At 72.3% G+C, this 20,232-nt stretch carries 19 protein-coding genes; 4 read left to right on the plus strand and 15 right to left on the minus strand.

What is annotated here, in order from left to right:
* Window positions 1-385 precede the first annotated feature (385 nt).
* Window positions 386-2,008 carry a bis-aminopropyl spermidine synthase family protein gene (locus tag HDA32_RS18075; RefSeq protein WP_179644301.1) on the plus strand — a complete coding sequence of 541 codons (1,623 nt, stop codon included), beginning with the start codon at window positions 386-388 and terminating at the stop codon, window positions 2,006-2,008.
* 139 nt (window positions 2,009-2,147) lie between these two features.
* Here the strand turns inward: HDA32_RS18075 and HDA32_RS18080 are convergent, their stop codons facing one another.
* From HDA32_RS18080 to hisI, 13 genes are all read right to left on the minus strand, one after another.
* Complete coding sequence (locus HDA32_RS18080) at window positions 2,148-3,188, minus strand: hypothetical protein (protein ID WP_179644302.1); 1,041 nt, start codon at window positions 3,186-3,188, stop codon at window positions 2,148-2,150.
* Window positions 3,189-3,301: 113 nt separating this feature from the next.
* Window positions 3,302-4,525, minus strand: coding sequence for a hypothetical protein (locus HDA32_RS18085; RefSeq protein ID WP_246334407.1), 1,224 nt, complete (start codon window positions 4,523-4,525; stop codon window positions 3,302-3,304).
* A 48-nt stretch (window positions 4,526-4,573) separates the two neighbouring features.
* The gene (gene lgt, locus HDA32_RS18090) at window positions 4,574-5,635 is read right to left on the minus strand and encodes a prolipoprotein diacylglyceryl transferase (protein WP_179644303.1); all 1,062 of its coding nucleotides are present in this window, start codon (window positions 5,633-5,635) and stop codon (window positions 4,574-4,576) included.
* Entirely contained in the window at window positions 5,632-6,654 is a 1,023-nt protein-coding gene (locus tag HDA32_RS18095; protein WP_179644304.1) for a DsbA family protein, read from the minus strand. The genes lgt and HDA32_RS18095 overlap by 4 nt, the downstream gene beginning before the upstream one ends.
* 171 nt (window positions 6,655-6,825) lie before the next feature.
* Entirely contained in the window at window positions 6,826-7,380 is a 555-nt protein-coding gene (locus HDA32_RS18100; RefSeq protein ID WP_179644305.1) for a MauE/DoxX family redox-associated membrane protein, read from the minus strand.
* Window positions 7,381-7,686: 306 nt separating this feature from the next.
* Complete coding sequence (gene trpA / locus HDA32_RS18105; RefSeq protein WP_179644306.1) at window positions 7,687-8,496, minus strand: tryptophan synthase subunit alpha; 810 nt, start codon at window positions 8,494-8,496, stop codon at window positions 7,687-7,689.
* A complete protein-coding gene (gene trpB, locus HDA32_RS18110; RefSeq protein ID WP_179644307.1) occupies window positions 8,493-9,722 on the minus strand; it encodes a tryptophan synthase subunit beta in 1,230 nt (409 codons plus the stop codon). The genes trpA and trpB overlap by 4 nt, the downstream gene beginning before the upstream one ends.
* A gap of 252 nt (window positions 9,723-9,974) precedes the next feature.
* A complete protein-coding gene (trpC, locus tag HDA32_RS18115; RefSeq protein ID WP_179644308.1) occupies window positions 9,975-10,781 on the minus strand; it encodes an indole-3-glycerol phosphate synthase TrpC in 807 nt (268 codons plus the stop codon).
* A 198-nt stretch (window positions 10,782-10,979) separates the two neighbouring features.
* Window positions 10,980-11,414: a DUF2752 domain-containing protein gene (locus HDA32_RS18120; protein ID WP_179644309.1), complete on the minus strand. Its 435-nt coding sequence runs from the start codon at window positions 11,412-11,414 to the stop codon at window positions 10,980-10,982.
* A complete protein-coding gene (locus HDA32_RS18125; protein WP_179644310.1) occupies window positions 11,414-11,815 on the minus strand; it encodes a CD225/dispanin family protein in 402 nt (133 codons plus the stop codon). Before HDA32_RS18125 ends, HDA32_RS18120 begins: the two co-directional genes overlap by 1 nt.
* 298 nt (window positions 11,816-12,113) lie before the next feature.
* The gene (locus HDA32_RS18130; protein ID WP_179644311.1) at window positions 12,114-12,428 is read right to left on the minus strand and encodes an HGxxPAAW family protein; all 315 of its coding nucleotides are present in this window, start codon (window positions 12,426-12,428) and stop codon (window positions 12,114-12,116) included.
* A 10-nt stretch (window positions 12,429-12,438) separates the two neighbouring features.
* Window positions 12,439-13,116, minus strand: a complete 678-nt coding sequence (locus tag HDA32_RS18135) for a Trp biosynthesis-associated membrane protein (protein WP_179644312.1) — start codon at window positions 13,114-13,116, stop codon at window positions 12,439-12,441.
* The gene (gene hisI, locus HDA32_RS18140; RefSeq protein ID WP_179644313.1) at window positions 13,113-13,499 is read right to left on the minus strand and encodes a phosphoribosyl-AMP cyclohydrolase; all 387 of its coding nucleotides are present in this window, start codon (window positions 13,497-13,499) and stop codon (window positions 13,113-13,115) included. The genes HDA32_RS18135 and hisI overlap by 4 nt, the downstream gene beginning before the upstream one ends.
* A gap of 100 nt (window positions 13,500-13,599) precedes the next feature.
* On the opposite strand from hisI, the gene HDA32_RS18145 reads away from it, so the two are divergent.
* Complete coding sequence (locus HDA32_RS18145) at window positions 13,600-14,586, plus strand: SIS domain-containing protein (RefSeq protein WP_179644314.1); 987 nt, start codon at window positions 13,600-13,602, stop codon at window positions 14,584-14,586.
* A gap of 102 nt (window positions 14,587-14,688) precedes the next feature.
* Here the strand turns inward: HDA32_RS18145 and HDA32_RS18150 are convergent, their stop codons facing one another.
* Together HDA32_RS18150 and HDA32_RS18155 are read right to left on the minus strand one after the other, a co-directional pair.
* Complete coding sequence (locus tag HDA32_RS18150; protein ID WP_179644315.1) at window positions 14,689-16,689, minus strand: exo-alpha-sialidase; 2,001 nt, start codon at window positions 16,687-16,689, stop codon at window positions 14,689-14,691.
* Window positions 16,690-16,739: 50 nt separating this feature from the next.
* Window positions 16,740-17,489 carry a FadR/GntR family transcriptional regulator gene (locus HDA32_RS18155; protein WP_179644316.1) on the minus strand — a complete coding sequence of 250 codons (750 nt, stop codon included), beginning with the start codon at window positions 17,487-17,489 and terminating at the stop codon, window positions 16,740-16,742.
* Between the two features lie 140 nt (window positions 17,490-17,629).
* Between HDA32_RS18155 and HDA32_RS18160 the strand changes: the two genes are divergently transcribed.
* Together HDA32_RS18160 and HDA32_RS18165 are read left to right on the plus strand one after the other, a co-directional pair.
* Window positions 17,630-19,219 carry an ABC transporter substrate-binding protein gene (locus HDA32_RS18160; RefSeq protein WP_312863234.1) on the plus strand — a complete coding sequence of 530 codons (1,590 nt, stop codon included), beginning with the start codon at window positions 17,630-17,632 and terminating at the stop codon, window positions 19,217-19,219.
* A gap of 58 nt (window positions 19,220-19,277) precedes the next feature.
* Window positions 19,278-20,228 carry an ABC transporter permease gene (locus tag HDA32_RS18165; RefSeq protein WP_179644317.1) on the plus strand — a complete coding sequence of 317 codons (951 nt, stop codon included), beginning with the start codon at window positions 19,278-19,280 and terminating at the stop codon, window positions 20,226-20,228.
* The last annotated feature ends 4 nt before the right edge of the window (window positions 20,229-20,232 follow it).

Raw genomic sequence — 20,232 nt, forward strand, 5'->3', positions numbered from 1 at the left:
CCAAGGAGCGGGCACCGCAAACATCCCAAACGGGAGGAGAGCGGCTCCTCAACCGTATATCCCCTGCCAGAGCGCGCTCCAACCCGGGGGCGCCTCTTCCCGCACGAGGGAACAGAGGGATCCGCGCGGCGCCGCACGGGCTCCCGCCGCCCGCCCGTCCTTCCCATCGGCCGAACGGTACCGCTCTTCGTCTCCGGACTCCCCCATACCCGCCCTTCGCCGTTCCCGCCCTCCGGCGGCCGGACCGGTCACCGGCACCGTCGCGCGACCGCGGCGCGAAGAGAGCCGCGCGGCATGGACGGAGCGCGCGGCGCGGAGGGAGCACCCGGCGCTGAGAGAGCGCGGCGCGCCCCGGCACGCGCCGCCGCCGCTACGATCATCACCGATGACCGATCTTCCCCCGCGGCTGTCCGAACTGCTCGATGAGCAGGGCGTCGACGCCACCCGCGGCCACCGCGTCCTCGCAGCCCTCTCCGACGGCCGGTGGTGGAGCGGCCGCGAACTGGTGCGCGCCACCGCCGTCGCCAACCGCGTCATGGACGGCGTCCTCGACGCGCTCGGCGACGAGCTGGAGCGCGACGACGAACGGGTCCGGCTGCGCGCTCCCGGCGGCTACGCCGCGTTCGACCGGCCGAGGCCGGCCGACCCCGTCGGCCACCTGCTGCACGCCCGCCCCGAGGCGGCCGCCGAGTTGGAACGGCTGGTCGCCGAGGCCCCGCGGTCCCGGCTCGACCTGGACCACGTGGCCGCGACCGCCGACACCGCGCTGCGCCGGGCCGTGTTTCTCGCCACTCGTTTCGAACTGTCCGGCGCCCGCCTGCTGTGCGTGGGCGACCACGACCTCACCTCGCTGGCCGCCGGCCTGGTGCGCCCGGGGACCGAGGCGGACGTGGTCGACGTCGACGAGCGCATGCTCGCCTACATCGACTCCGCCGCCGCCCGGCTCGGCCTGCGGGTGCGCTGCCACTTCGCCGACCTGCGTCTGGGGCTGCCCGCCGCGGTGCGCGGCCGCGCCGACCTGGTGTTCACCGACCCGCCTTACACCCCCGAGGGCGTGGAACTGTTCGTACGGCGCGGCCTGGAGGGGCTCGCCGATCCGCGCCGCGGCCGCGTGCTGCTGGCCTACGGCGCCAGCGAGACCACGCCGGCGCTCACGGTCAAGACCCAGGAGAGGCTGACCAGGCTGGGCCTGGCCACCGAGGCGATCTGGCCGGACTTCAACCGCTACCTCGGAGCGGAGGCGATCGGCGCGGCCAGTGACCTGTACGTGCTGCGCGGCACCACCCGCACGCCCGCGGGCGGTTCCGGCCGCGACGCGGCCCGGATCTACAGCCGGGGCGCCAACGCCAAGGAGTCCCGCGGCGCGCTCGACGCCGCCACCGCCGGCGCGCTGCCGGACCTCGCCGCGGCCGACACCGTCGTCGGCGACTGGCCGAGCGGGGCCGTGCCCGAAGGCGCCCGGCGCGTGCGGACGGTCACCTGGCTGGCGGCGCCGACCGCTGCGCAGGACGCGGTGATCAACCTCACCGGGGGCTGGGAGGCGCTGCTGAGCCGCTCGATCCTGGCCTCATCGGCCGCCCGGGTGCGGGTCGTGGTGCCGGCCGGCACCCCCGAGGTGCGCGACGCCGCAGGACAGCGGAACCTGCGCGAGATCGTCGCCCCCCGCTACGAGCTGCGCTTCCTGAACGGCTCCCCCGACGCACGCCGCTGCGTGGTGGCGGCCCGGCGGGTCGACCTCCCCGATGACGCCGACCCGGTGACGCGCCTGCTGTGGCACTGCCGCGACCGCGCCCACGGCACGGTGGCGAGCGTGCTGCGCGAGGGCCTGATCCGGGTGGCCGCCGACATCGGGCATCCGGTCAACAAGAAGCAGGCCCGCACCCGAATCGCCGCGGCAGCCCCGTGGCTGTCCGGCCACACCCTGCTCGACCTCCCCCGCCACCGGCTGAAGGAGCTGGACCACGCGGTGGCCGCCCTGGTCGCCGACCTGAACGCGCCGACTCCCTGAAGCCGCCCCCCCGGACCACGCCCCGCCCCATCCGGGGGCTGACCACCCACTTCAAGGAACCGCGTCAAGACGATCATGCCCGTGTCAAGCCCCGCGGCCAAGCACGGGGCGAGACCTGTGGACAACCCCGGCTGAAGCGCTACCCGACGGGCGTGCCGGTGCCGGGGCCGGTTCCGGCTCCTTCGGTGCCGGTTCCCTCGGTGCCCGCCGCGCCCTCGGTTCCGGTGCCGGCGGCCCCCTCGGTGCCGGCTCCGGTCTCCGTGCCGGCGCCCTCCGTCCCCGCGGCGTCCTCGGTGCCGCTCTCGGTCCCGGCCTCGGAGCCGCCGATGGCGTTCTCCTGCTCCAGCAGGCGGCGGTAGAGCGGGAAGTCGAAGTTGCCCAGCGCGATGAGCGGGGCGGTGAGGTTCTCGCGCTCCTCCGGGGAGGTGGAGCCGAGCGACTGGACCCAGGTCACCACCAGGTAGTGGCCGTTGACCGTCGCCTCGGCTGCGCTGTAGCCGCCCCCGAGGCCGCTGAACGGCTCCTCCTCGCCGGGCGGGACCAGGAAGCCGGGTTCGGCGTCGGAGTCCTCCTCCGGCGGCTCCAGGGCCGCGGCGACCGCCTGGGAGGCGTCGGTGTCGCGCAGCTTGAACATGGTCGCCACGCCGACGTAGTCATCGGAGGTGTAGCCGGCCCGGGCCACCTGCGAGCAGTCCGCCTCCTCCAGCGCCGCCGCCACACGCTCCCCCCACACCGCTTCGGCGCAGTTGTCGGTGAGCGACTTGGCGGCCAGGGTGAAGGTGATGCCCTGGCTGTCGATCTCGTCGTTGCCGCGCTCGAAGACCTCGGACTCGGCCAGCGGGCGCGGATCGACCTCGCGGTCGCCGAGCACCTCGGTGGCCTCACCGGAGTCGTAGATCTCGTACGAGGCGGGCACCGCACGCCCGGCCGACGCGGAGCCGCCCACGACGAACTCCATGACCAGCACGGCGACGAGCGCGACGACGGCCACGCCGAGCGCCACGATCAGGACCGGCAGCATCCTGCCGCGGCGCTTGCGCTCCCCCTTGCGCCGACGGGACCCCTTGGCCCCCTTGCGGCGCGGCGGCGGGGCGACCAGACCCTCGATGGAGTCGGCTCCGGCGGGTTTCCTCCGCCGGCCACCGGAGGAACCGGGCGGGGACGGCTCAAGTGATGACACCAGGACCTCTCGAAGGGGTGAGGGGATTTTTCTCGGGGGAGAAGCGGGGAGCGAGCAACCAGAGTAGTGGACGTCACCGCCTGCCGGGTTCCCCGTACCGGGCGGGCGCCCGGTCAGCCCTCGTCATCGGATGCGGTGTCGCGGACCTTCTCGTACACCGACACCGCGGCGTCCATCGCGACCACGTTGAGCGTGGCCATGGAGTCGTCGTCCTCGGGTTCGCCGCCGTCGGTGCGCGCCACCCAGAAGACCGCCAGGTAGTGGCCCATGACCTGCGACGTCGCCTGGCTGTAGCCCTTCTGCAGGCCGTCGATCTCGGTGTTGAGCGGCAGCACGAAGCCGGGGGCCGTCCCGGGGCCGAGCGCCTCGGAGGCCGCGGCCGAGGCATCGGCGTCGGCCAGGTCGAAGAGCGTGAACTGGGCCACGTAGGTCTCGTCGGCGTCCCGGTAGACGCCGCGCGCCGCCGAGGCGCAGGAGCCGTCGGCGAGCGTCTGGGCGATCTCGTCGCCCCAGACCACACCGGTGCAGGCGTCGGTGACCTCGGACTCGCGCAGGGTCAGCTCGAAGTCGTCGAGCTTCAGCTTCTCCGCCGAGTCGAAGACCTCCTCCTCGGTGAGCGGCTCGCCGTCTTCGGGGCGCTGCACGATGGGGTCGAAGATCTCCTGCTGCTCCTGGGCGTGGTACAGGTCCGGCTGCAGCGTCGTGTGGCCCTCGGGCGGGGCGACGATCTGGGTGACGTGATTCCTGTCGACGTCCGCGGGCGAGAAGAACTGGTAGGCCAGCATCCCGAGCAGGGCGACCAGCGCGACCCCGAAGAGGCCGAACAGGGTGCCCAGGATGTAGGTGCCGCGCTTGCGCCGGCTCTGCTCGGCCAGCGAGTAGACGACCTGGCCCGGCCGGTCCCCCAGGACGGTGACCCGGCGCAGGGCCGAGGCGGAGAACCGGGAGACCGGGTCGAGTCGGCCGTCGGCGGAGGCCGACCGGCGGCTCCGGCGGGCGCCGCCGGCCTGGGGGGCCGGCTCCTCGGCCGAGCGGCGCCCGGAGCGCGCCCCCTTGGCAGCGGCGGCCCTGCCCTGCCGGCTCTTCTTCTTTCGCGCGGCCCTGGCCGAACGTCCGACCCGGCCCGACTGGGCGCCGCGCCGCGTCCTGCCGCCGGCGCCGTCGGGCTCCGGCACCGCGTCGTCGTGCTCCGGCACCGCGTCGTCGCGGTCGTCGGCGTCCCGGCGGCCGGAGCCGGCGCGGCTCCTGCGGCCCTGCCGCTCCGGTTCCGAGCGCGCTCGCCGGGACCGGCGTCCGACCGGCTCCGTGGACTCGGAGTTGCTCAGGTGCGTGCTCATCTGTCCGGCGATTCCTCCGTGGCGCCCCCACCACGGAAGGTGGTCGCGCTATTCCTCACGTTTCGCCCCGTCGGCGCCGTTGGCACCGGATTGCGCGGGAGGCTCCGCGTCGGGGTCGCTGCCTTCTCCTGCGGCCCCCGCCGACTTCGACGGCCGTTCGGCGGCGTCCTGGTCGTCGGAGACGCCGGGGTCGGTGTCGATCATCTGGGTGCCCTCGTCCTCCCCCACGGGGACGACCCGCGTGGAGAACCGGTCGATCCGGCGGCCGGCCCACACGAAGTAGGCCAGGGCGCCCAGGAACACCAGGATCGAGGTCCAGTTGTTGAGGCGGAAGCCCAGGATCTGGTTCGCGGGGTCGACCCGCAGGTATTCGATCCAGAACCGACCCACACAGTAGCCCATGACGTAGAGCGCGAAGAGCCGCCCGCCGCGCAGGGCCTCGGTGTAGCGCCGCCCGGCCCAGGCCAGGAACACCGCGAGCGCCAGGCACCACAGCGACTCGTACAGGAACGTCGGGTGGTAGGTGAAGACGCCGGGTTCCATGCCGGGCCGCAGCGCACCGTTGGGGAAGGGGGAGATCTCGACCGCCCACGGCACGTCGGTGGGCGCCCCGAACAGCTCCTGGTTGAAGTAGTTGCCCCAGCGGCCGAACGCCTGCGCCAGCGGGATGGTCGGGGCGATCGCGAACGACAGCTGCGTCAGCGACAGGCCGCGGCTGCGCGCCACCAGCCACACGCCCAGCGCGCCCAGCGGGACCGCGCCCCAGATGCCCAGGCCGCCCTCCCAGATGTAGAGCGCCCGGATCGGCTCCTTGCCCGGCGCGAAGTAGAGCTGGTAGTCGGAGATGACGTGGTAGAGCCGACCACCGACGAGCCCCAGGAGCACCGCGGGGACCGCGAGGTCCATGATGGTGCCGGGCCGGCCGCCCATGGCGGTCCAGCGGCGCTCGCTCCAGTAGACCGCCGCGATGACGCCGGCGAGGATGCACAGCGCGTAGAAGTGGATGGTCAGCGGTCCCAGGTGGATCGCGCTGATGTCGGGGCTGGGGATCGCGGCGAGGGCGCGGCCGGTGCCGGCCGCGCCCGCGTCGATGCTGGACGGAGTCGTCATTCTTCGGATGTGTCCTTGGCGCTGGAGGATTCGCTGGGGCTGGGGCCGGGGGTGGCCGCGTCGTCGGTGCTGAGCGGTTCGGTGTCGACCTCGCCGGCCTGAGCCGACTCGACCGCCTCGGTCAGGCCTGAGGCATCGTAGACGTTGTTGCCCTGCAGCTCGCCGTTGATGTAGACCGACGGGGTGCCGCCGAACCGGTTGTCGCCTTCGTACCTGCCGTAGGCCGCCGCGGTGGTGTCCAGCAGCTCGCCGACGTAGGTGCCGTCGAGGAAGGAGTCGTCCACGCCCTGGTCGCGGCCCCATTCCCTCAGGTCGCTCAGCGTCATGGTGGAGAGTTCCTCATCGGAGAGTCCCTGCTGGGCCTTTGCGATGAGCGCAGTGTAGTAGGTGCCGGTGAACTGCTCGGCGACGCCGCTCTCGGCGTCGACGCGTTCGGCGAAGGCGGGGTCGGTGATGCCGACCTCCTCGCCCCACTTCTTGAGGTCCTCGGGGCTGAAGCCCGGCCGGCCCTCCACGGGCTGGTTGGCGAACAGCTTGTCGTTGTACTCGACGAACCTGCCGTGGTCGGCCGCCGCCCGGGCCGCGGCGCCGGCGCGCAGCGAGTTGGTGCTGACCGGGTCCTGCTTCTGGGCGAAGATGCTGACCGGGCGCAGGTGCACGATGGCCTCGCCCTCGGCGGCGAGCTGCTTCAGCGTGTCGGCGTTGGCCTCCTCGAACTTCTGGCACGCCGGGCACTGGAAGTCGACGTAGACCTCGACCACCGGCGCCGAGGCGCCCTCCTGGGCCATGACGACGCTGCCGTCCTGCTGCAGCGTCTGCGCCGCGAGGTCGCCGTCGAATGCCGCGGCCGGCTCGCCCTCCCAGTTCATGACCAGGTATCCGCCGCCGACGACGAGCGCGATCACGGCCGCCGCGGCCCCGATGGCGGCGAGCAGCCTGTTGCGCTTGGCCCGCTGCTGCTGCCTGATCCGCTCCTGCCTGAGTCGTTCACGCGCCTCGCGTCGCGCCGCCTTGCCCATCAGTCGTTCACCGTTCCTTGCCGAGCGCGTTCACCGCGCCTTGCCGGATGTACTACCGCGTCCTCGCCGGATGTCCTTACCCGTGGCTCCGCCGAGGCCGCTGCGATCCGCGCGGACGCGGCGCGGCGGGGCCCTCGGCCCGTCCGCGAACCGCCTCCGCGCCCAAGAGGTCTACTCCTCCGTCCCTTCGGAGGCCGCCGGGTACAACCCCAGGACCCGGTCGAGCGCGAAGGGCGAGCGCGGCCAGGCCACGACGATGCCGGCGAGCGCCAGGAAGCCGATGTCGCGCAGCACGTCGATCCCGTACCGGGTCTCATCGGCGCCGACCTGGCCGCCGGTGCCGAAGCAGCCGCAGTCGATCGTCAGGCCCCTGCTCCACGCCGAGATGATCCCCGCGATGAACACGATCATCAGCAGGCCACCGGCCGCTCCGACGTAGCGGGTGGCCAGGCCCGCGACGAGCAGCAGGGCCAGGGCGATCTCGAACAGCGGCAGCGTGTAGCCGATGAACCGGCTCACGTCGTCGGAGAAGAGCTGGTAGGCCTCCACCGACTGCACCGACAGGGCCGGAACGATCACCTTGGTGTATCCGGCGTAGCCGAGCACGCCGGCCAGGCCCAGCCGGGCGGCCAGGGTCACCCAGGGCTGGATCAGCGACCACCGGGACGGGCCGGTCGCGCCGGGCGCGGGACCGGCCGGCGGCTGCTCTTCGATGTCGGTCGACATGGTTTCCCCGAGACTCGTGGACGATGCGGGATCGGAGCGTCGTCCCACCGCGCATCGGCGCGGTGGGCGCCGCACCGATCCTACTGTGTGTTGCGTGGTGATCACACTGTGTCCATCGTTTGGGCTCGCGCCGTGGATCGCAGCCGAAACTCAGCCGAAACTGTAGTCGATCCGGGCGCGCCCGACCGGCCGGGCGGCCGCGGACGCACCGGACTCTCACCGGATTCTCACCATGGGCCGCCCGGCCGTGCCGGCGCGCGGTCGCGGGGCGGAGCGAGAGGCGGTGCCGCGCTCCGCCCGCTGCGGTCAGGCCCGGGACCGGACCCCTTCGGCCAGCTCCTGGGCGAAGGAGCGCACGGCGGTGAGGCCGGTCTCCAGATCGGGGGCGTCCAGGACCCGCTGGCAGAAGCCCGCGCCGACGATGACGCCGTCGGCGTAGCCCGCGACCTCGGCCGCCTGGGCGCCGGTGGAGATCCCCAGGCCGACGCAGATCGGCAGGTCCGCCGCGCCGGCCGCGGCGCGGGTCCGGGTGACCAGCTTCTCAGCGGTGTCGGCGACCTGGGTACGGGTGCCGGTGACGCCCATCAGCGAGGCGGCGTAGACGAACCCCCGGCAGGCGCCGGTGGTCAGGCGCAGCCGCTCGTCGGTGGAGGACGGCGCGACCAGGAAGACCCGGTCCAGCCCCGCGGCGTCGGTGGCGGCGATCCACGGACCGGCCTCCTCGGGCAGCAGGTCGGGCGTGATGACGCCGGAGCCGCCGGCCGCGGCCAGGTCGGCGGCGAATGCGTCCGCGCCGTAGCGGTCGATCGGGTTCCAGTAGGACATCACCAGCGCCGCCGCGCCGGTGCGCGCGGTGGCCGCCACGACCTCGATCACGTCCCGGGGCGTGGTGCCGGCCGCCAGTGCCCGGTCGGCGGCCTTCTGGATCGTGGGGCCGTCCATCATCGGGTCGGAGTAGGGCAGCCCGACCTCGATCACGTCGCAGCCGCCCTCGACCATCGCCCCGATGACCTTGATCGAGGACTCGACGTCGGGGAACCCCGCGGGCAGGTAGCCGATCAGTGCGGCGCGGTCGGCGGCCCTGGCCTCGGCCAGCTTGGTCTGCAGCGTCGTCACGCCTGCTCCCCCTCGTCGTCCACGAGCCCGAAGTAGGTCGCGGCGGTGTTGACGTCCTTGTCGCCCCGGCCCGAGAGGTTGACCAGGACGGTCGCCTCGGGTCCGAGTTCGGCGCCGATCTTGCGCGCCCCGGCGAGCGCGTGCGCGCTCTCGATCGCCGGGATGATGCCCTCGGTGCGGCACAGCAGCCTGAACGCCTCCATCGCCTCGGCGTCGGTGATCGGGGCGTAGGCGGCCCGGCCGCTGTCGGCCAGCCAGGCGTGCTCGGGGCCGACCGCAGGGTAGTCCAGCCCGGCCGAGATGGAGTGGCTGGGCACGGTCTGGCCGTGCTCGTCCTGCAGCACGTAGGTGCGCGCGCCGTGGAAGACGCCGGGGGAACCGCCGGTGATGGAGGCGGCGTGCCGTCCGCTGTCCATCCCCTCGCCGCCGGCCTCGAAGCCGTAGAGGCGCACCTCGGCGTCGGGGATGAAGGCGGCGAAGATGGCGATGGCGTTGGATCCGCCGCCGACGCAGGCCGCGACGGCGTCGGGCAGCCGCCCGGTGAGCGCCTGGACCTGCTCGCGCGCCTCCTTGCCCACGACGTAGTGCAGGTCGCGCACCAGCGCCGGGAACGGGTGCGGACCGGCGACGGTCCCGAACAGGTAGTGGGTGTGGTCGACGTTGGCCACCCAGTCGCGGAACGCCTCGTTGATCGCGTCCTTGAGGGTGCGGCTGCCGATGGTGACGGGGACGACCTCGGCGCCGAGCATGCGCATCCTGGCGACGTTGAGCGCCTGGCGGCGGGTGTCCTCCTCGCCCATGTAGACGACGCAGTCGAGGCCCATGAGCGCGCAGGCGGTGGCGGTGGCCACGCCGTGCTGGCCGGCCCCGGTCTCGGCGATGACCCGGGTCTTGCCCATCCGCTTGGTCAGCAGGGCCTGGCCGAGCACGTTGTTGATCTTGTGCGAGCCGGTGTGGTTGAGGTCCTCGCGCTTGAGGAGCACCCTGGCGCCGCCGCAGTGCTCGCTGAAGTTGCGGGCGTCGGTGAGCGGGCTTGGCCGCCCGGTGTAGCTGGACAGCAGCTCGTCGAGCTCGGCGTGGAAGTCCGGGTCGTTCTTGGCCTTGTCCCAGGCCGCCGCGACCTCGTCAAGGGCTGCGACGAGCGCCTCGGGGCTGAAGCGGCCGCCGAACTCGCCGTAGTGCCCGCCCGCGTCGGGATGGGCGGACCGGGATGGTGCGGTGTTCATCGGGCTCTCCAAACCGCGTGCGCCCCTGCGGGCGCGGCGCGGTGCAGGTGGGTCGGGAAACGGCCGGCACGGCGACGCGGGACGCGCACCGTGCCGACACGGGAAGAGTAAGGTCAGCACGGCGACGGGAGCCCGTGGCGGCACCGGTGTCGGCCGGTTCGCGGCGGGCTCCCTAGAGCCATCGCAGGCCCCGCCGCACCGGGCACCGGAAGCGGGCGCGCGGCGGGGCGGGTGGCGGCGCGGGCGGCACGGTCAGCGCCGATCCCGCAGGGCCGGGTGCGCCCCGGCGGTCACCAGGTCGGCCACGGCCCCGCGCGGGTTGCGCCCGATCACCAGGCTCTCCCCCACCAGGACCGCGTCGGCCCCGTATCCGGCGTAGGCCAGCAGGTCGTGCGGCCCGCGGACACCGGACTCGGCGATCCGGACCCGGTCGTCGGGGATCAGCGGAGCGAGCCGGGAGAAGGTGTCGCGGTCGACCTGGAGCGTCTTGAGGTCGCGCGCGTTGACGCCGATGACGGTGGCCCCGGCGTCCAGGGCGCGCTCGATCTCCTCCTCGGTGTGCACCTCCACCAGCGGGGTCAGGCCGAGCGACTCGGCGCGCTCCACCAGGGAGACCAGTGCGCCCTGCTCCAGTGCGGCGACGATCAGCAGCACCGCGTCGGCCCCGTGGACCCGCGCCTCCCACAACTGGTAGGCGCTGACCACGAAGTCCTTGCGCAGCAGCGGCGTCTCGACCGCGGCGCGCACGGCCGCGAGGTCGTCGAGGCTGCCGCCGAAGCGGCGCCGCTCGGTGAGGACGCTGATCAGGCAGGCGCCGCCAGCCGCGTAGTCGCGGGCGAGCTCGGCGGGGTCGGCGATCGCGGCCAGCGCGCCCTTGGACGGGCTGGAGCGCTTGACCTCGGCGATGACCTGGACGCCGGGGCTGCGCAGCGCCGCGGCGACGTCCTTGGGCCACGGCACCGTGGCGGCCTGCTCCTTGAGCCGCTCCAGAGGCGTGGCGGCCTGCCGATCGGCGAGATCGGCGCGTACTCCATCGAGAATCTCGTCGAGCACGCTCACGTGGGACTGCCCCCTCCATCATTTGCCGATTGCTTCAGCCGGTTGCGTCACGGGGTGCGGGCCGTGTGCACGGCCTGCCTCCTGTGCACCGATCGTATCCACCCGCCGCGAGGCGCGGGGCACCGCCTCCGCCGACAGCGTGCCGGAGCGGGCGCCGACCCGCTGATCCGGCGCGGACCGCGGTCGGTCGGGACCGGATCAGCCGGGCGCGAGGAAGGCCGCGAAGGGCAGGTTGCGCAGCAGCCAGAAGGCCAGGATCACGACGAGCAGCAGCCAGAGCCAGAAGGGGTGGGCCATCCCCAGTTGCCGGCGGGGCGGCCGGAACGAGCGGTAGAGCCAGGCGAAGTAGCTCACCGCCAGGATCGGCAGCATGGCCACCGTCAGGACGTTCATCTGCAGCGCGCCGACGATGTCGAGGTTGGTCAGCGCGTGGATGCAGCGCATGGTGCCGCACCCGGGGCAGAACGTGCCCGTCACCATCAGCCACGGGCAGGTCGGGTAGTGGCCCGGCTCGTTGGGGTCCACGAAGTGGACCATGGCGGCCGCGGTGACGGCGGCCGCTCCCACCAGCAACGGCGCCACTGCGGGATGCAGGCGGCGCCGTTGCGGGGTGGAATCCGCCTCAGCGGTCATTAGTAGGTGCTGTAGGGGTCGGACGTCGCCGTGCCGATGCCGACGATCACCACGAAGAGGATGTAGAGCGCGACGACGACGAAACCGCCGATGGCGCCGATCAGCGTGAACATCTTGGCCTTCTTGGCCGAGTCCTCGGCGCCGGCGTAGTCCCCGACGGTCCACTTGCTGTTGACCTGGGTGGCGAAGACGATGCCGACGATGCCCAGGGGCAGGCAGCAGAAGATGGTGGTGAGGATCGAGGGGATCAGCCAGTTGCTCGGCGGCTGGCCGCCCGGCTGCCCGCCGGGGTAGCCACCGCCGGGGTAGCCACCGCCCGGGTAGCCACCGCCCGGGTAGCCGCCGGGGGGCGGGCCGTAGCCACCGGGGTTCTGCGGGCCGGAAGGGGGACCGTAGCTCATGGTCGGTGTGTCTTTCCTGACGACGAAGAGATGAATTGCGCCGCGGACTTCGGTGAAACAGCACCAACGGGGTTCACGGTTGGGAGCACGACTCCACAGGCGTCGCGGGCAGACCGAATCATGCCAGACTTTCGCGGCAATGCCGACATCGAACACGTGGAAACGCGCTGGCCGACGTAATAATCTACCCACGGCGCAGAGCCCGGCGGAGGCCCCGTAACAGAGCTGTTACCTGTAATTCCCGGAATCGCCCGAAATCATCCTTGGCCGACTGCGGCCAGGTGAAGGTCCGGCGGAATCACTTGGAGACCGCGGAGGCCACCTTCTCCTCGGCCTTGGCGACCTTCTCCTCCGCCTTCGCCTGCAGGGCCTCCCACTCCTCGCGCAGCATGGGCAGCGGGCGAGGGGTCTTGCGGCCGAGGCCGGCCTTCTTCATCACCCCGGCGACGGCCGCGCAGACGACGCTGGCGCCCAGGGCGACGGCCGTCCAGGTGATCAGGTCCCGGCCGAGGATGATGGCCACCCCGGCGACGCTCCAGATCACGATCCAGGAGATCGTCAGGAACCAGGCGGAGGGGGTGTTGCCGTGATCGTCGTGGTGTGCGTCGGCCATCAACGTTCCTTCATGTCGTGTCTGCGTCGGTTCTCGACGGGGGTTCCGGCGGATCCGGACGAGCGGGATCCGCGGTGGGGTCGGCGCCGCTGTCCAGCGACCTCCACAGCTCGACCGGGTCGTCGGAGCGTGGTTTCGCCGCACGGGAGGCGCCGTGGCGATCGTACCTGCTGCCCATGGCCGGCCAGGCGGCACCCCTGAGCACCGTGAACAGACCCACGGCCAGCAGCAGCAGGGCCCCGGCCGCGCCGGTCCACGGCCAGACCGCGTCCAGCGAGACGCCGGTGACGTCGCCGTCGGCGGTGGCCGTCTGAGCGGCCAGATCGGCCAGGTTCGCGGCCCGGGTGCCGCGCCAGATGTCGAGGAGGGCCGCCAGGCCGAACACGGCGATCAGGGCCCCGACCAGGCGGCGGGCCCAGCCTCGGGTGGCGGCGAGCGCGGCGAGCGCGGCCAGGCTCGCCCAGCCCAGGGCCGAGGCGGCCGGACTGACCTGCGCCGCCGCCAGCTCCACCGGGGCCGGTGCGAGCGGCTCGGGCAGCTCCACCAGGCCGTTGGCCCAGGTCTGGCCGGTGGCGGCGAGCAGGCCCGCCGCTCCGGCGACGGTCAGCGCCAGGGTGAGCGCGTACTCCCTGCGGCGCGGTGCGGGAGACGGCGCCGGAGGCGCGTCCGCGGGGATGTCGGCGGTCATCGGGCGGTCTCGGCCGCCAGCGGCAGTTCGTCGGCGTCGAAGCAGGTGCGGGCGCCGGTGTGGCAGGCGACGCCGGTCTGGTCCACCTTGACCAGCAGGGTGTCGCCGTCGCAGTCCAGCGCGACCGAGACCACGCGCTGGACGTTGCCCGAGGTGGCGCCCTTGACCCAGTACTCGCGGCGGCTGCGCGACCAGTAGGTGGCGCAGCGGGTGGTCAGCGTCCGGCGCAGGGCCTCGTCGTCCATCCAGGCGAGCATGAGCACCTCGCCGGTGTCGTGCTGCTGGACGATCGCCGGCACCAGGCCGTCGGCGTTGCGCTCGAGCCGCGCGGCGATGCCGGGATCCAGCGCCGGGGCCTTCCCCTCAGGAGGACTTACACTCATGCCGTCCAGCCTATGGCCGCATCGGGAGAGGCCGCGGCGGGGTCGGACCACGCGACTCCCGCGGACCTCAGTAAGGTCGTTATCCGGGGAGAGGAGGCACGTGACCGCCCAGCGACTCGCCGCCGACCTGGCCGGCAAGCCGGCCGCGCTGACCGAGCTTGCCGATCACCTGGCCCGGCGCGACCCCTACGCGGCGCTGCCGTCGCTGATCGACGACGAGCCGGCCAACGTCGTGCTGCTGGGCATGGGGGCCTCGCGGCACGCCTGCGACGCGGCGGCGGCGCGCATGCGCAGCGCCGGCCTGGGGGCCACGGCCGAGTACGCCTCGGCGCACGGCTCCGTTCCCGGGGGCCCGGACACACTCGTGGTCGCGGTGTCGCTGGGTGAGGCCCAGCACGAGATCTGCGCGGCCCTGGACCGCTACGCCGGGGAGTCGGCGATCATCGTGCTGGCCGACGGCCCCGAATCCCCCGTCGCCCGCTACGCAGACGTCCTGGTGCCGCTGCTGGCGGGGCGCGAGGACAGCGGGCTGGCCTGCCGCGGCTACCAGCACGCCCTGGCGCTGCTGCTGCTGTTGGCGGGCCGGCTCGGCGCGGTCCCGGCCGGCGCGTCCGGCGAGGTCTCGGTGACGCTGCGCCGTGTCGCCAACGCAAGCGCCGACCTGCTGGAACGCGCGGACACGTGGGTGCCCCGGGCCGCCGCGCTGCTGAAGGGAACCGCCGGCCTGCACCTGGTGGCGCCGGCCGAACGGCTGGCCTCGGCCGGGCAGGCCGCGCTGGCGATCCGCCGCGGCCCGGTGCTCGCCGCGCACACCTGCGAGACCGGCGAGTGGTCCTACACCGACCGCTACCTCGCGGCGATCGAGGACTACCGCGCGGTGCTGTTCGCCGGTTCGCGCCATGACGAGCGCGTCGCCGAGCACCTGCTGCAGCTGAGCGGCTCGTTCCTGGCGGTCGGCGGCGACGTGGACGGCGCGGCGATGAGCCTGCGCTACCTCGGCGACACCGACCCCGACGTCAGCCTGCTCACCGAACCGCTGGTCGGTGAGCTGCTCGCCGCCCACTGGTGGGCCGGGCGTCCGGTGTAGCGCGGCTTCGCCGGCCCGCACGTCTCTGTGGCGCCGGGCGGCCGCCCGCGTCCGGATGATCGCGGGCGGCCGCCGGGTGCCTCGGGCCCTCGGGGGCCGCGGTCAGTCCCGGCCGTACACGGCGACGCGCTCCAGGTGACCGCCGTAGTGCCACTGGGCGCCGCCGCTGTCGACGTTGCGGCCGGCCCACATGCCGTCCAGACCGGCGACATGGCCGAAGAAGGCCGGTGCGGCCGTGTCCGCGACCTTGGCGCCGTCGACGTACATCGACGTCCCGTCCCCGTCCACGGCGAGGGCCACCGTGTGCCTCTCCCCGTCGGCCAGGGAGGGTGCCGCCTCCATCCTCGCCAGGTAGTCGCCGTCCACCCGCGCCTCGTAGTACGGCGTCCCCCTGTTGAGGGAGAGCGTCAGGTTGGTCGACGGCGCGGAGGTGTCCGAGGCCGACAGCAGGGCCGCGGCGGCGGGCGCCTCCGTGGTGCTGAACTCCACCCCGATCACGCCGCCGTCGAGACGCGCCACGCCGTCCAGCCGGTCCGTCAGATCGACACTGTCGTCGGCGCCGTCGAGGTCGCGCGCGATCGGCTCGTCGATCAGCGGGTCGCCGCCGACCGCCAGGACCTGGCTGCGCGCCGACAGTTCGGTGGCACCGGCGCTGACGTCGGCCGTCACGTCGTACTCACCGGTCCGCAGGTCCGCTGAAGGGGTCACCGTGAAGCCGACGGTCCGCGACCCGCCCGCCTCGATGGGCGCGACGTCCCTGCCGTCCGGGGCCGCGCTCCACCCCTCGGGCACGTCGAGGGCGACGTCGCCGGGGACGCTCGACCGGTGGCCGTGGTTGGTCACCGTCACGTCGACGGTGCCGGCCTCGCCGGCGGTCAGCCACCCCGGCGCGGCCGCCTCGGCCGCCAGCTTCGGACGGCCGGCGTCGGTCGGGCAGTCCTGCCCCAGCCAAGCCGCGTTGAACCGGACGAACGTCAGGTGCCGGTAGGGGCCGCGCTCGTAGAACAGGCCGAACGTGCCGTCCTTGAGCCGCACCATGGTGGAGTAGGCCGAAGGCCCCGGGTCGACCACCCGGGAGATCGGCCAGGTGCGGCCGTCGTTGCACGACATGCGCACGGTGAGGTTCTCCCGTGCCGTGGTGCTGGCGGTGTTGCTGAACAGCAGCCAGTGGGCTCGCGGGGTCGTCGGCGGGGCGTCTTCGTCGTAGCGCAGGATCGCGGCGTTGTTGGTCGGATCGATGAGCTCGTGATCGGGTTCGGGTTCGCTGTAGGTGAGGCCGCCGTCCTCGGAATAGGCGACCAGCCGGTGGGCGCCGCTGCCGGTGCGGCTGTTGAGCATCACCCGGCCGTCGGCAAGCTCGACGGTCTTGTTCTCGTCCATCAGCGGGCCGACCGGCTCGCCCATGTCCCACGTCTCACCGTTGTCATCGCTGTAGGCGCCGGCCGCGAAGACGCCGTCGTCGGTGTTGAGCGCGTACTGCTGCAGCAGCCTGCCGTCGGAGAGCTGGATCCCGGTTCCCGAAGAGGCGAACATGCCCTTCCACGAAGGGTCCTTGATGTCCTCGGTGATCCGCCGCGTCCGCCAGGTCTCACCGCCGTCGTCGGAGTAGCTGTAGTCGGCGTGCAGCGTGGTCGTGCTGTCGTTGGAGTTGCCCTTCGACGAGTTGAAGAAGCCGACACCCTTCGGCCCATAGGCGTAGAACACGAAGATCCGGCCGGTCTCGTCGTCGACGATGAGGCTCGGATCACCGGCGCCGACTCCGTCGTCGTAGTCGGCCACCACCTGCGGTTCGGTCCACGTCCGGCCGTTGTCATGGCTGCGGCGCAGCATGATGTCGAGGTCGCCGGGCAGGTCGGCGGCGCTGTCGTTGCGGCGGTCATAGGCCGCGATCAGCGTTCCGTCGGGGAGCACCTCCAGCGCCGGAATGCGCCAGGTGTGGGCGCCTTCCCCCGCCGACGCCAGGTCCACCGTTTCGAACAGCGGCTCGGCGGATGCCGGGGCGGAACGCTCGTCGGCGGCAGCGGACAGTGGGACGTGCAGGGTGGACAGGGCCATGACGGCCGCCAGGGCGGCGGCCACCGCACTCGATCTGGAGTTTTGCACAGTGCCTCCTCTGGGGGGACAGGAGGCATCAGACATCAGACGTCGTTACCCTAAGCCGGCGGCCACGAGGGGTCAACCGTTCCCATCTTGGCGTTGAGGTGTTTGAGGACGGGCGCGTAGTGCGCCGCGATGGCGTCGGCGAAGCCCGGGACGTCCTTGCGCGCCGCGGCCTCGACGATGGCCCTGTGCGCGGCGGCGGTCTCGCGCGCGTCGGCCACGGAGGCCTCCAGCATGGGGACGACGATCGCGTGCACGTCCCAGAACGCGCCGGTCAGCTGCGTGATGAGCCGGTTGTGCAACGGCCCCATGAGCAGCAGGTGAAAGGCGCGGTCCTGCTCGACGAAGGTCTCGCCCCGTTCGGCCAGCTCCTCCATCTCGGCGACCAGGGCCGCCAGCGAGCGGTGCTGGCCGTCGTCGAACGCGCCGATGATCGGCGCGGCCAGCCCTCGCTCGAGAACCTGGCGGACCTCGACGAGTTCGGCGAGCGTGGCGAAGTCGTCATGGCGGCTGAGCATCGCGCGAAACGTCAGCCCCTCGACCAGCGCGGCCAGCGACAGCCTGCCCACGTAGGTTCCGTGGCCGTGCCGCACCTCGACGATGTCGAGCGCGCTCAGGACCTTGACGGCCTCGCGGACGCTGGAGCGACTGGCACCCAGCGTCTCGCACAGCTCGGATTCGGTAGGCAGCGGATCGCCGGGGGCGAGGCGGTTCTGCAGGATGAGGCTCTTGATCCGCTCGGTGACCTCCTGCCTGCGCAGAGGCGCCCTGGCAGGACTCTGCTCAGGAACATTCGAAGCCATGCCTTGACCTTTCCGTCATCACGTGCTTAGGGTCACACCCTACGGCATCAGACATCAGACGTCATACAAGACCGCGGATCCGCCCTTGTCCGCCTTCCCCATCCGCTGCGCCGCACGAGGCCGTTTCCGAAGGAGCGACCGTGTCCGACCTCGACTCCATCCCCATGAAGCGTCGTCGCTTCCTCCAGTTCCTGGGAGCCACCGGTGCCGCCACCGCCTTCTCAGGAACGCTCAGCGCCTGCGGCGGCCCCTCCTCGACCGGGAACAACGCCGCCGGAGGCGGGAGCCTGATCGAAGCCGGCCTCTCATACACGCTCTCCACCGGTTTCGACCCGATGACCTCGACGGGCGCGGCACCGCAGGCGGCGAACCTGCACGTTTTCGAGGGGCTGATCGACCTCGACCCGGTCACACGCGAACCTTATCCCGCACTGGCGACATCGATGCCCGAGCAGATCGACCCGACGACGCTGCGGCTGGTGCTCCGGGAGGGCGCGACCTTCCACGACGGCTCGCCGGTGACCGCGAAGGACGTCGTCTTCAGCTTCGAGCGGGTGCTCGACCCCGAGAACGCCTCGTTCATGGCCCAGTTCATCTCGTTCCTTGACGGCGTGAGCGAGGTCGACGAGGCCACCGTCGAGCTCAGGCTCAAGTACCCCTTCGCCCTGGCCGCCGAGCGGTTGGGGGTCATCAAGATCGTGCCGAAGGAGATCGTCGAGGCCGACCGGGAGTCCTTCGACGCCGCTCCCGTCGGCTCCGGCCCCTTCACGCTGGTGTCGGCGACCAAGGACGACAAGATCGTCTTCGAGAAGTGGGACGACTACAACGGGCCGCGTCCGGCCAAGGTGCAGGACATGGTGTGGCGGCTGCTGGACGACCCCACGGCCCGGGTCACCGCCTTCCAGTCCGGTCGGGTCAGCGCGATCGAGGACGTTCCCTACCTCGACGTCGATCAGCTGTCCGAGGCGGGTTCGGTCGAGCAGGTGCAGTCGTTCGGCCTGCTGTTCCTCATGTTCAACTGCGCCGAGGCGCCTTTCGACGACAAGCGCGTGCGCCAGGCGCTGCACTACGCCATCGACCGCGAGAAGCTGATCGAGACGGCGTTCATGGGCGGGGCCGCGCCGGCCACCGGCTACGTCCAGGAGACCCACCCCGACTACGTGCGCGCCGCCACGGTCTACAGCCACGACCCGGACAAAGCGCGCGCGCTGCTGGACGAGGCGGGGGTCTCCGGCCTTGAGGTCAGCCTGGTGGCGACGAACACCGGCTGGGTCCAGGACTCGGTGCCGCTCATCAAGGAGAGTTGGGACGCCATAGGCGTCGCGACCTCGCTCGACATCGGCGAATCCGGCGGCCAGTACGCCAACAAGGTCGAGTCGGGCACGTTCCGGGTGATGGTCGCCCCCGGCGATCCCTCGGTGTTCGGCAACGACCTCGACCTGCTGCTGCGCTGGTACTACGACGGACAGTGGCCCCAGAGCTACTACAACTGGTCCGAGACCGAGCAGGCGGCCACGGTGCTGGAGCTGCTGGACGAGGCCGCGAAGGAGTCCGAGCCCGAGGAACGGCAGCGGCTGTGGAGCCAGGTCGTCGACCTGGTGGCCGACGAGGCCCCGATCTACCCGATCCTGCACCGCAAGCTCCCCACGGCGTGGAACGACGAGGTACTGGCCGGCTTCGAACCGATCCCCACGACCGGCATGTCGTTCCTGGACGTCGGCCGTTCCTAGCCGTTGACGGCGGGGTCGGACGGTCCTTCCGGCCCCGCCTCCTTGCGAGGAGATATCGATGCACGCGTTCTGGCGCCTGGCCGCACGCAGACTGATGGCGCTACCGGCCATGCTGCTGGGAGTGACGCTGCTGGTGTTCGTGGTCCTGCAGTTCTCCCCCAACGACCCGGCCTACAACGCCCTCGGTGTCGGCGCGTCCGCCGAGGCGCGCGCCGCCTACGCCGAGGAGCACGGGCTCGACGACCCGCTGCCGGTGCGCTACGCCGACTTCATCGGTCAGCTGCTCCAGGGCGACCTCGGCCTCACCGCTCCGCCCGCGACGCCGGTCGCCGACCGCATCGTGACCGCGTTCCCCCTGACCCTGCAGCTCACGCTCCTGGGGATGCTGGGCGCCATCGTGTTCGCCCTGGTCGTCGGCCTGGCCGGAGCGCTGTGGCGGGACCGGTGGCCCGACCACGTGACGCGCGTCGTCTCGGTCGCGGGCGTCGCGACGCCGTCGTTCTGGCTGGCCATCCTGCTCATCCAGCAGTTCGCGCTCACCCTGCCCGTCTTCCCCACCGGCGGCTATGTGAACCCCGTCGATTCCGTCAGCGGGTGGCTGATGTCCCTGGCGCTGCCCGCGATCGCGATCGCCGTGCCCGTGGGAGCCCAGCTGGCGAGACTGCTGCGGACCTCCATGGTGGAGGAGATCGACCGCGACTACGTACGGACCGCGATCGGCAACGGGCTCCCGCGCTGGCTGGTGGTGCGCAGCGCCCTGCGCAACGCCCTGATCACCCCGCTGACCGTGCTCGGCCTGCGGTTCGGGTACGCGCTCAGCGGAGCCGTGGTCATCGAGACGATCTTCGACCTGCCCGGTATGGGGGAACTGCTGCTGACCGGTGTCGTCAACGGCGATGTGGCCCTGGTACAGGGGGCCGTGCTGACCATCGCCGTTGCCTTCTTGGCCGTCAACCTGGTCATCGACCTGCTCTACCTCGTCGTCAACCCACGGATTCGAGAGGTGTGACGCC

The sequence above is a fragment of the Spinactinospora alkalitolerans genome (genome assembly GCF_013408795.1).
In the GTDB taxonomy this organism is placed as follows: Bacteria; Actinomycetota; Actinomycetes; order Streptosporangiales; family Streptosporangiaceae; genus Spinactinospora; species Spinactinospora alkalitolerans.

Coding starts and splice junctions, on each gene's coding strand:
- HDA32_RS18075 (WP_179644301.1), top strand. CDS start 386: ATGACCGATCTTCCCCCGCGGCTGTCCGAACTGCTCGATGAGCAGGGC.
- HDA32_RS18085 (WP_246334407.1), bottom strand. CDS start 4,525: ATGAGCACGCACCTGAGCAACTCCGAGTCCACGGAGCCGGTCGGACGC.
- lgt (WP_179644303.1), bottom strand. CDS start 5,635: ATGACGACTCCGTCCAGCATCGACGCGGGCGCGGCCGGCACCGGCCGC.
- HDA32_RS18095 (WP_179644304.1), bottom strand. CDS start 6,654: ATGGGCAAGGCGGCGCGACGCGAGGCGCGTGAACGACTCAGGCAGGAG.
- HDA32_RS18100 (WP_179644305.1), bottom strand. CDS start 7,380: ATGTCGACCGACATCGAAGAGCAGCCGCCGGCCGGTCCCGCGCCCGGC.
- trpB (WP_179644307.1), bottom strand. CDS start 9,722: ATGAACACCGCACCATCCCGGTCCGCCCATCCCGACGCGGGCGGGCAC.
- HDA32_RS18120 (WP_179644309.1), bottom strand. CDS start 11,414: ATGACCGCTGAGGCGGATTCCACCCCGCAACGGCGCCGCCTGCATCCC.
- HDA32_RS18125 (WP_179644310.1), bottom strand. CDS start 11,815: ATGAGCTACGGTCCCCCTTCCGGCCCGCAGAACCCCGGTGGCTACGGC.
- HDA32_RS18130 (WP_179644311.1), bottom strand. CDS start 12,428: ATGGCCGACGCACACCACGACGATCACGGCAACACCCCCTCCGCCTGG.
- HDA32_RS18135 (WP_179644312.1), bottom strand. CDS start 13,116: ATGACCGCCGACATCCCCGCGGACGCGCCTCCGGCGCCGTCTCCCGCA.
- hisI (WP_179644313.1), bottom strand. CDS start 13,499: ATGAGTGTAAGTCCTCCTGAGGGGAAGGCCCCGGCGCTGGATCCCGGC.
- HDA32_RS18155 (WP_179644316.1), bottom strand. CDS start 17,489: ATGGCTTCGAATGTTCCTGAGCAGAGTCCTGCCAGGGCGCCTCTGCGC.
- HDA32_RS18165 (WP_179644317.1), top strand. CDS start 19,278: ATGCACGCGTTCTGGCGCCTGGCCGCACGCAGACTGATGGCGCTACCG.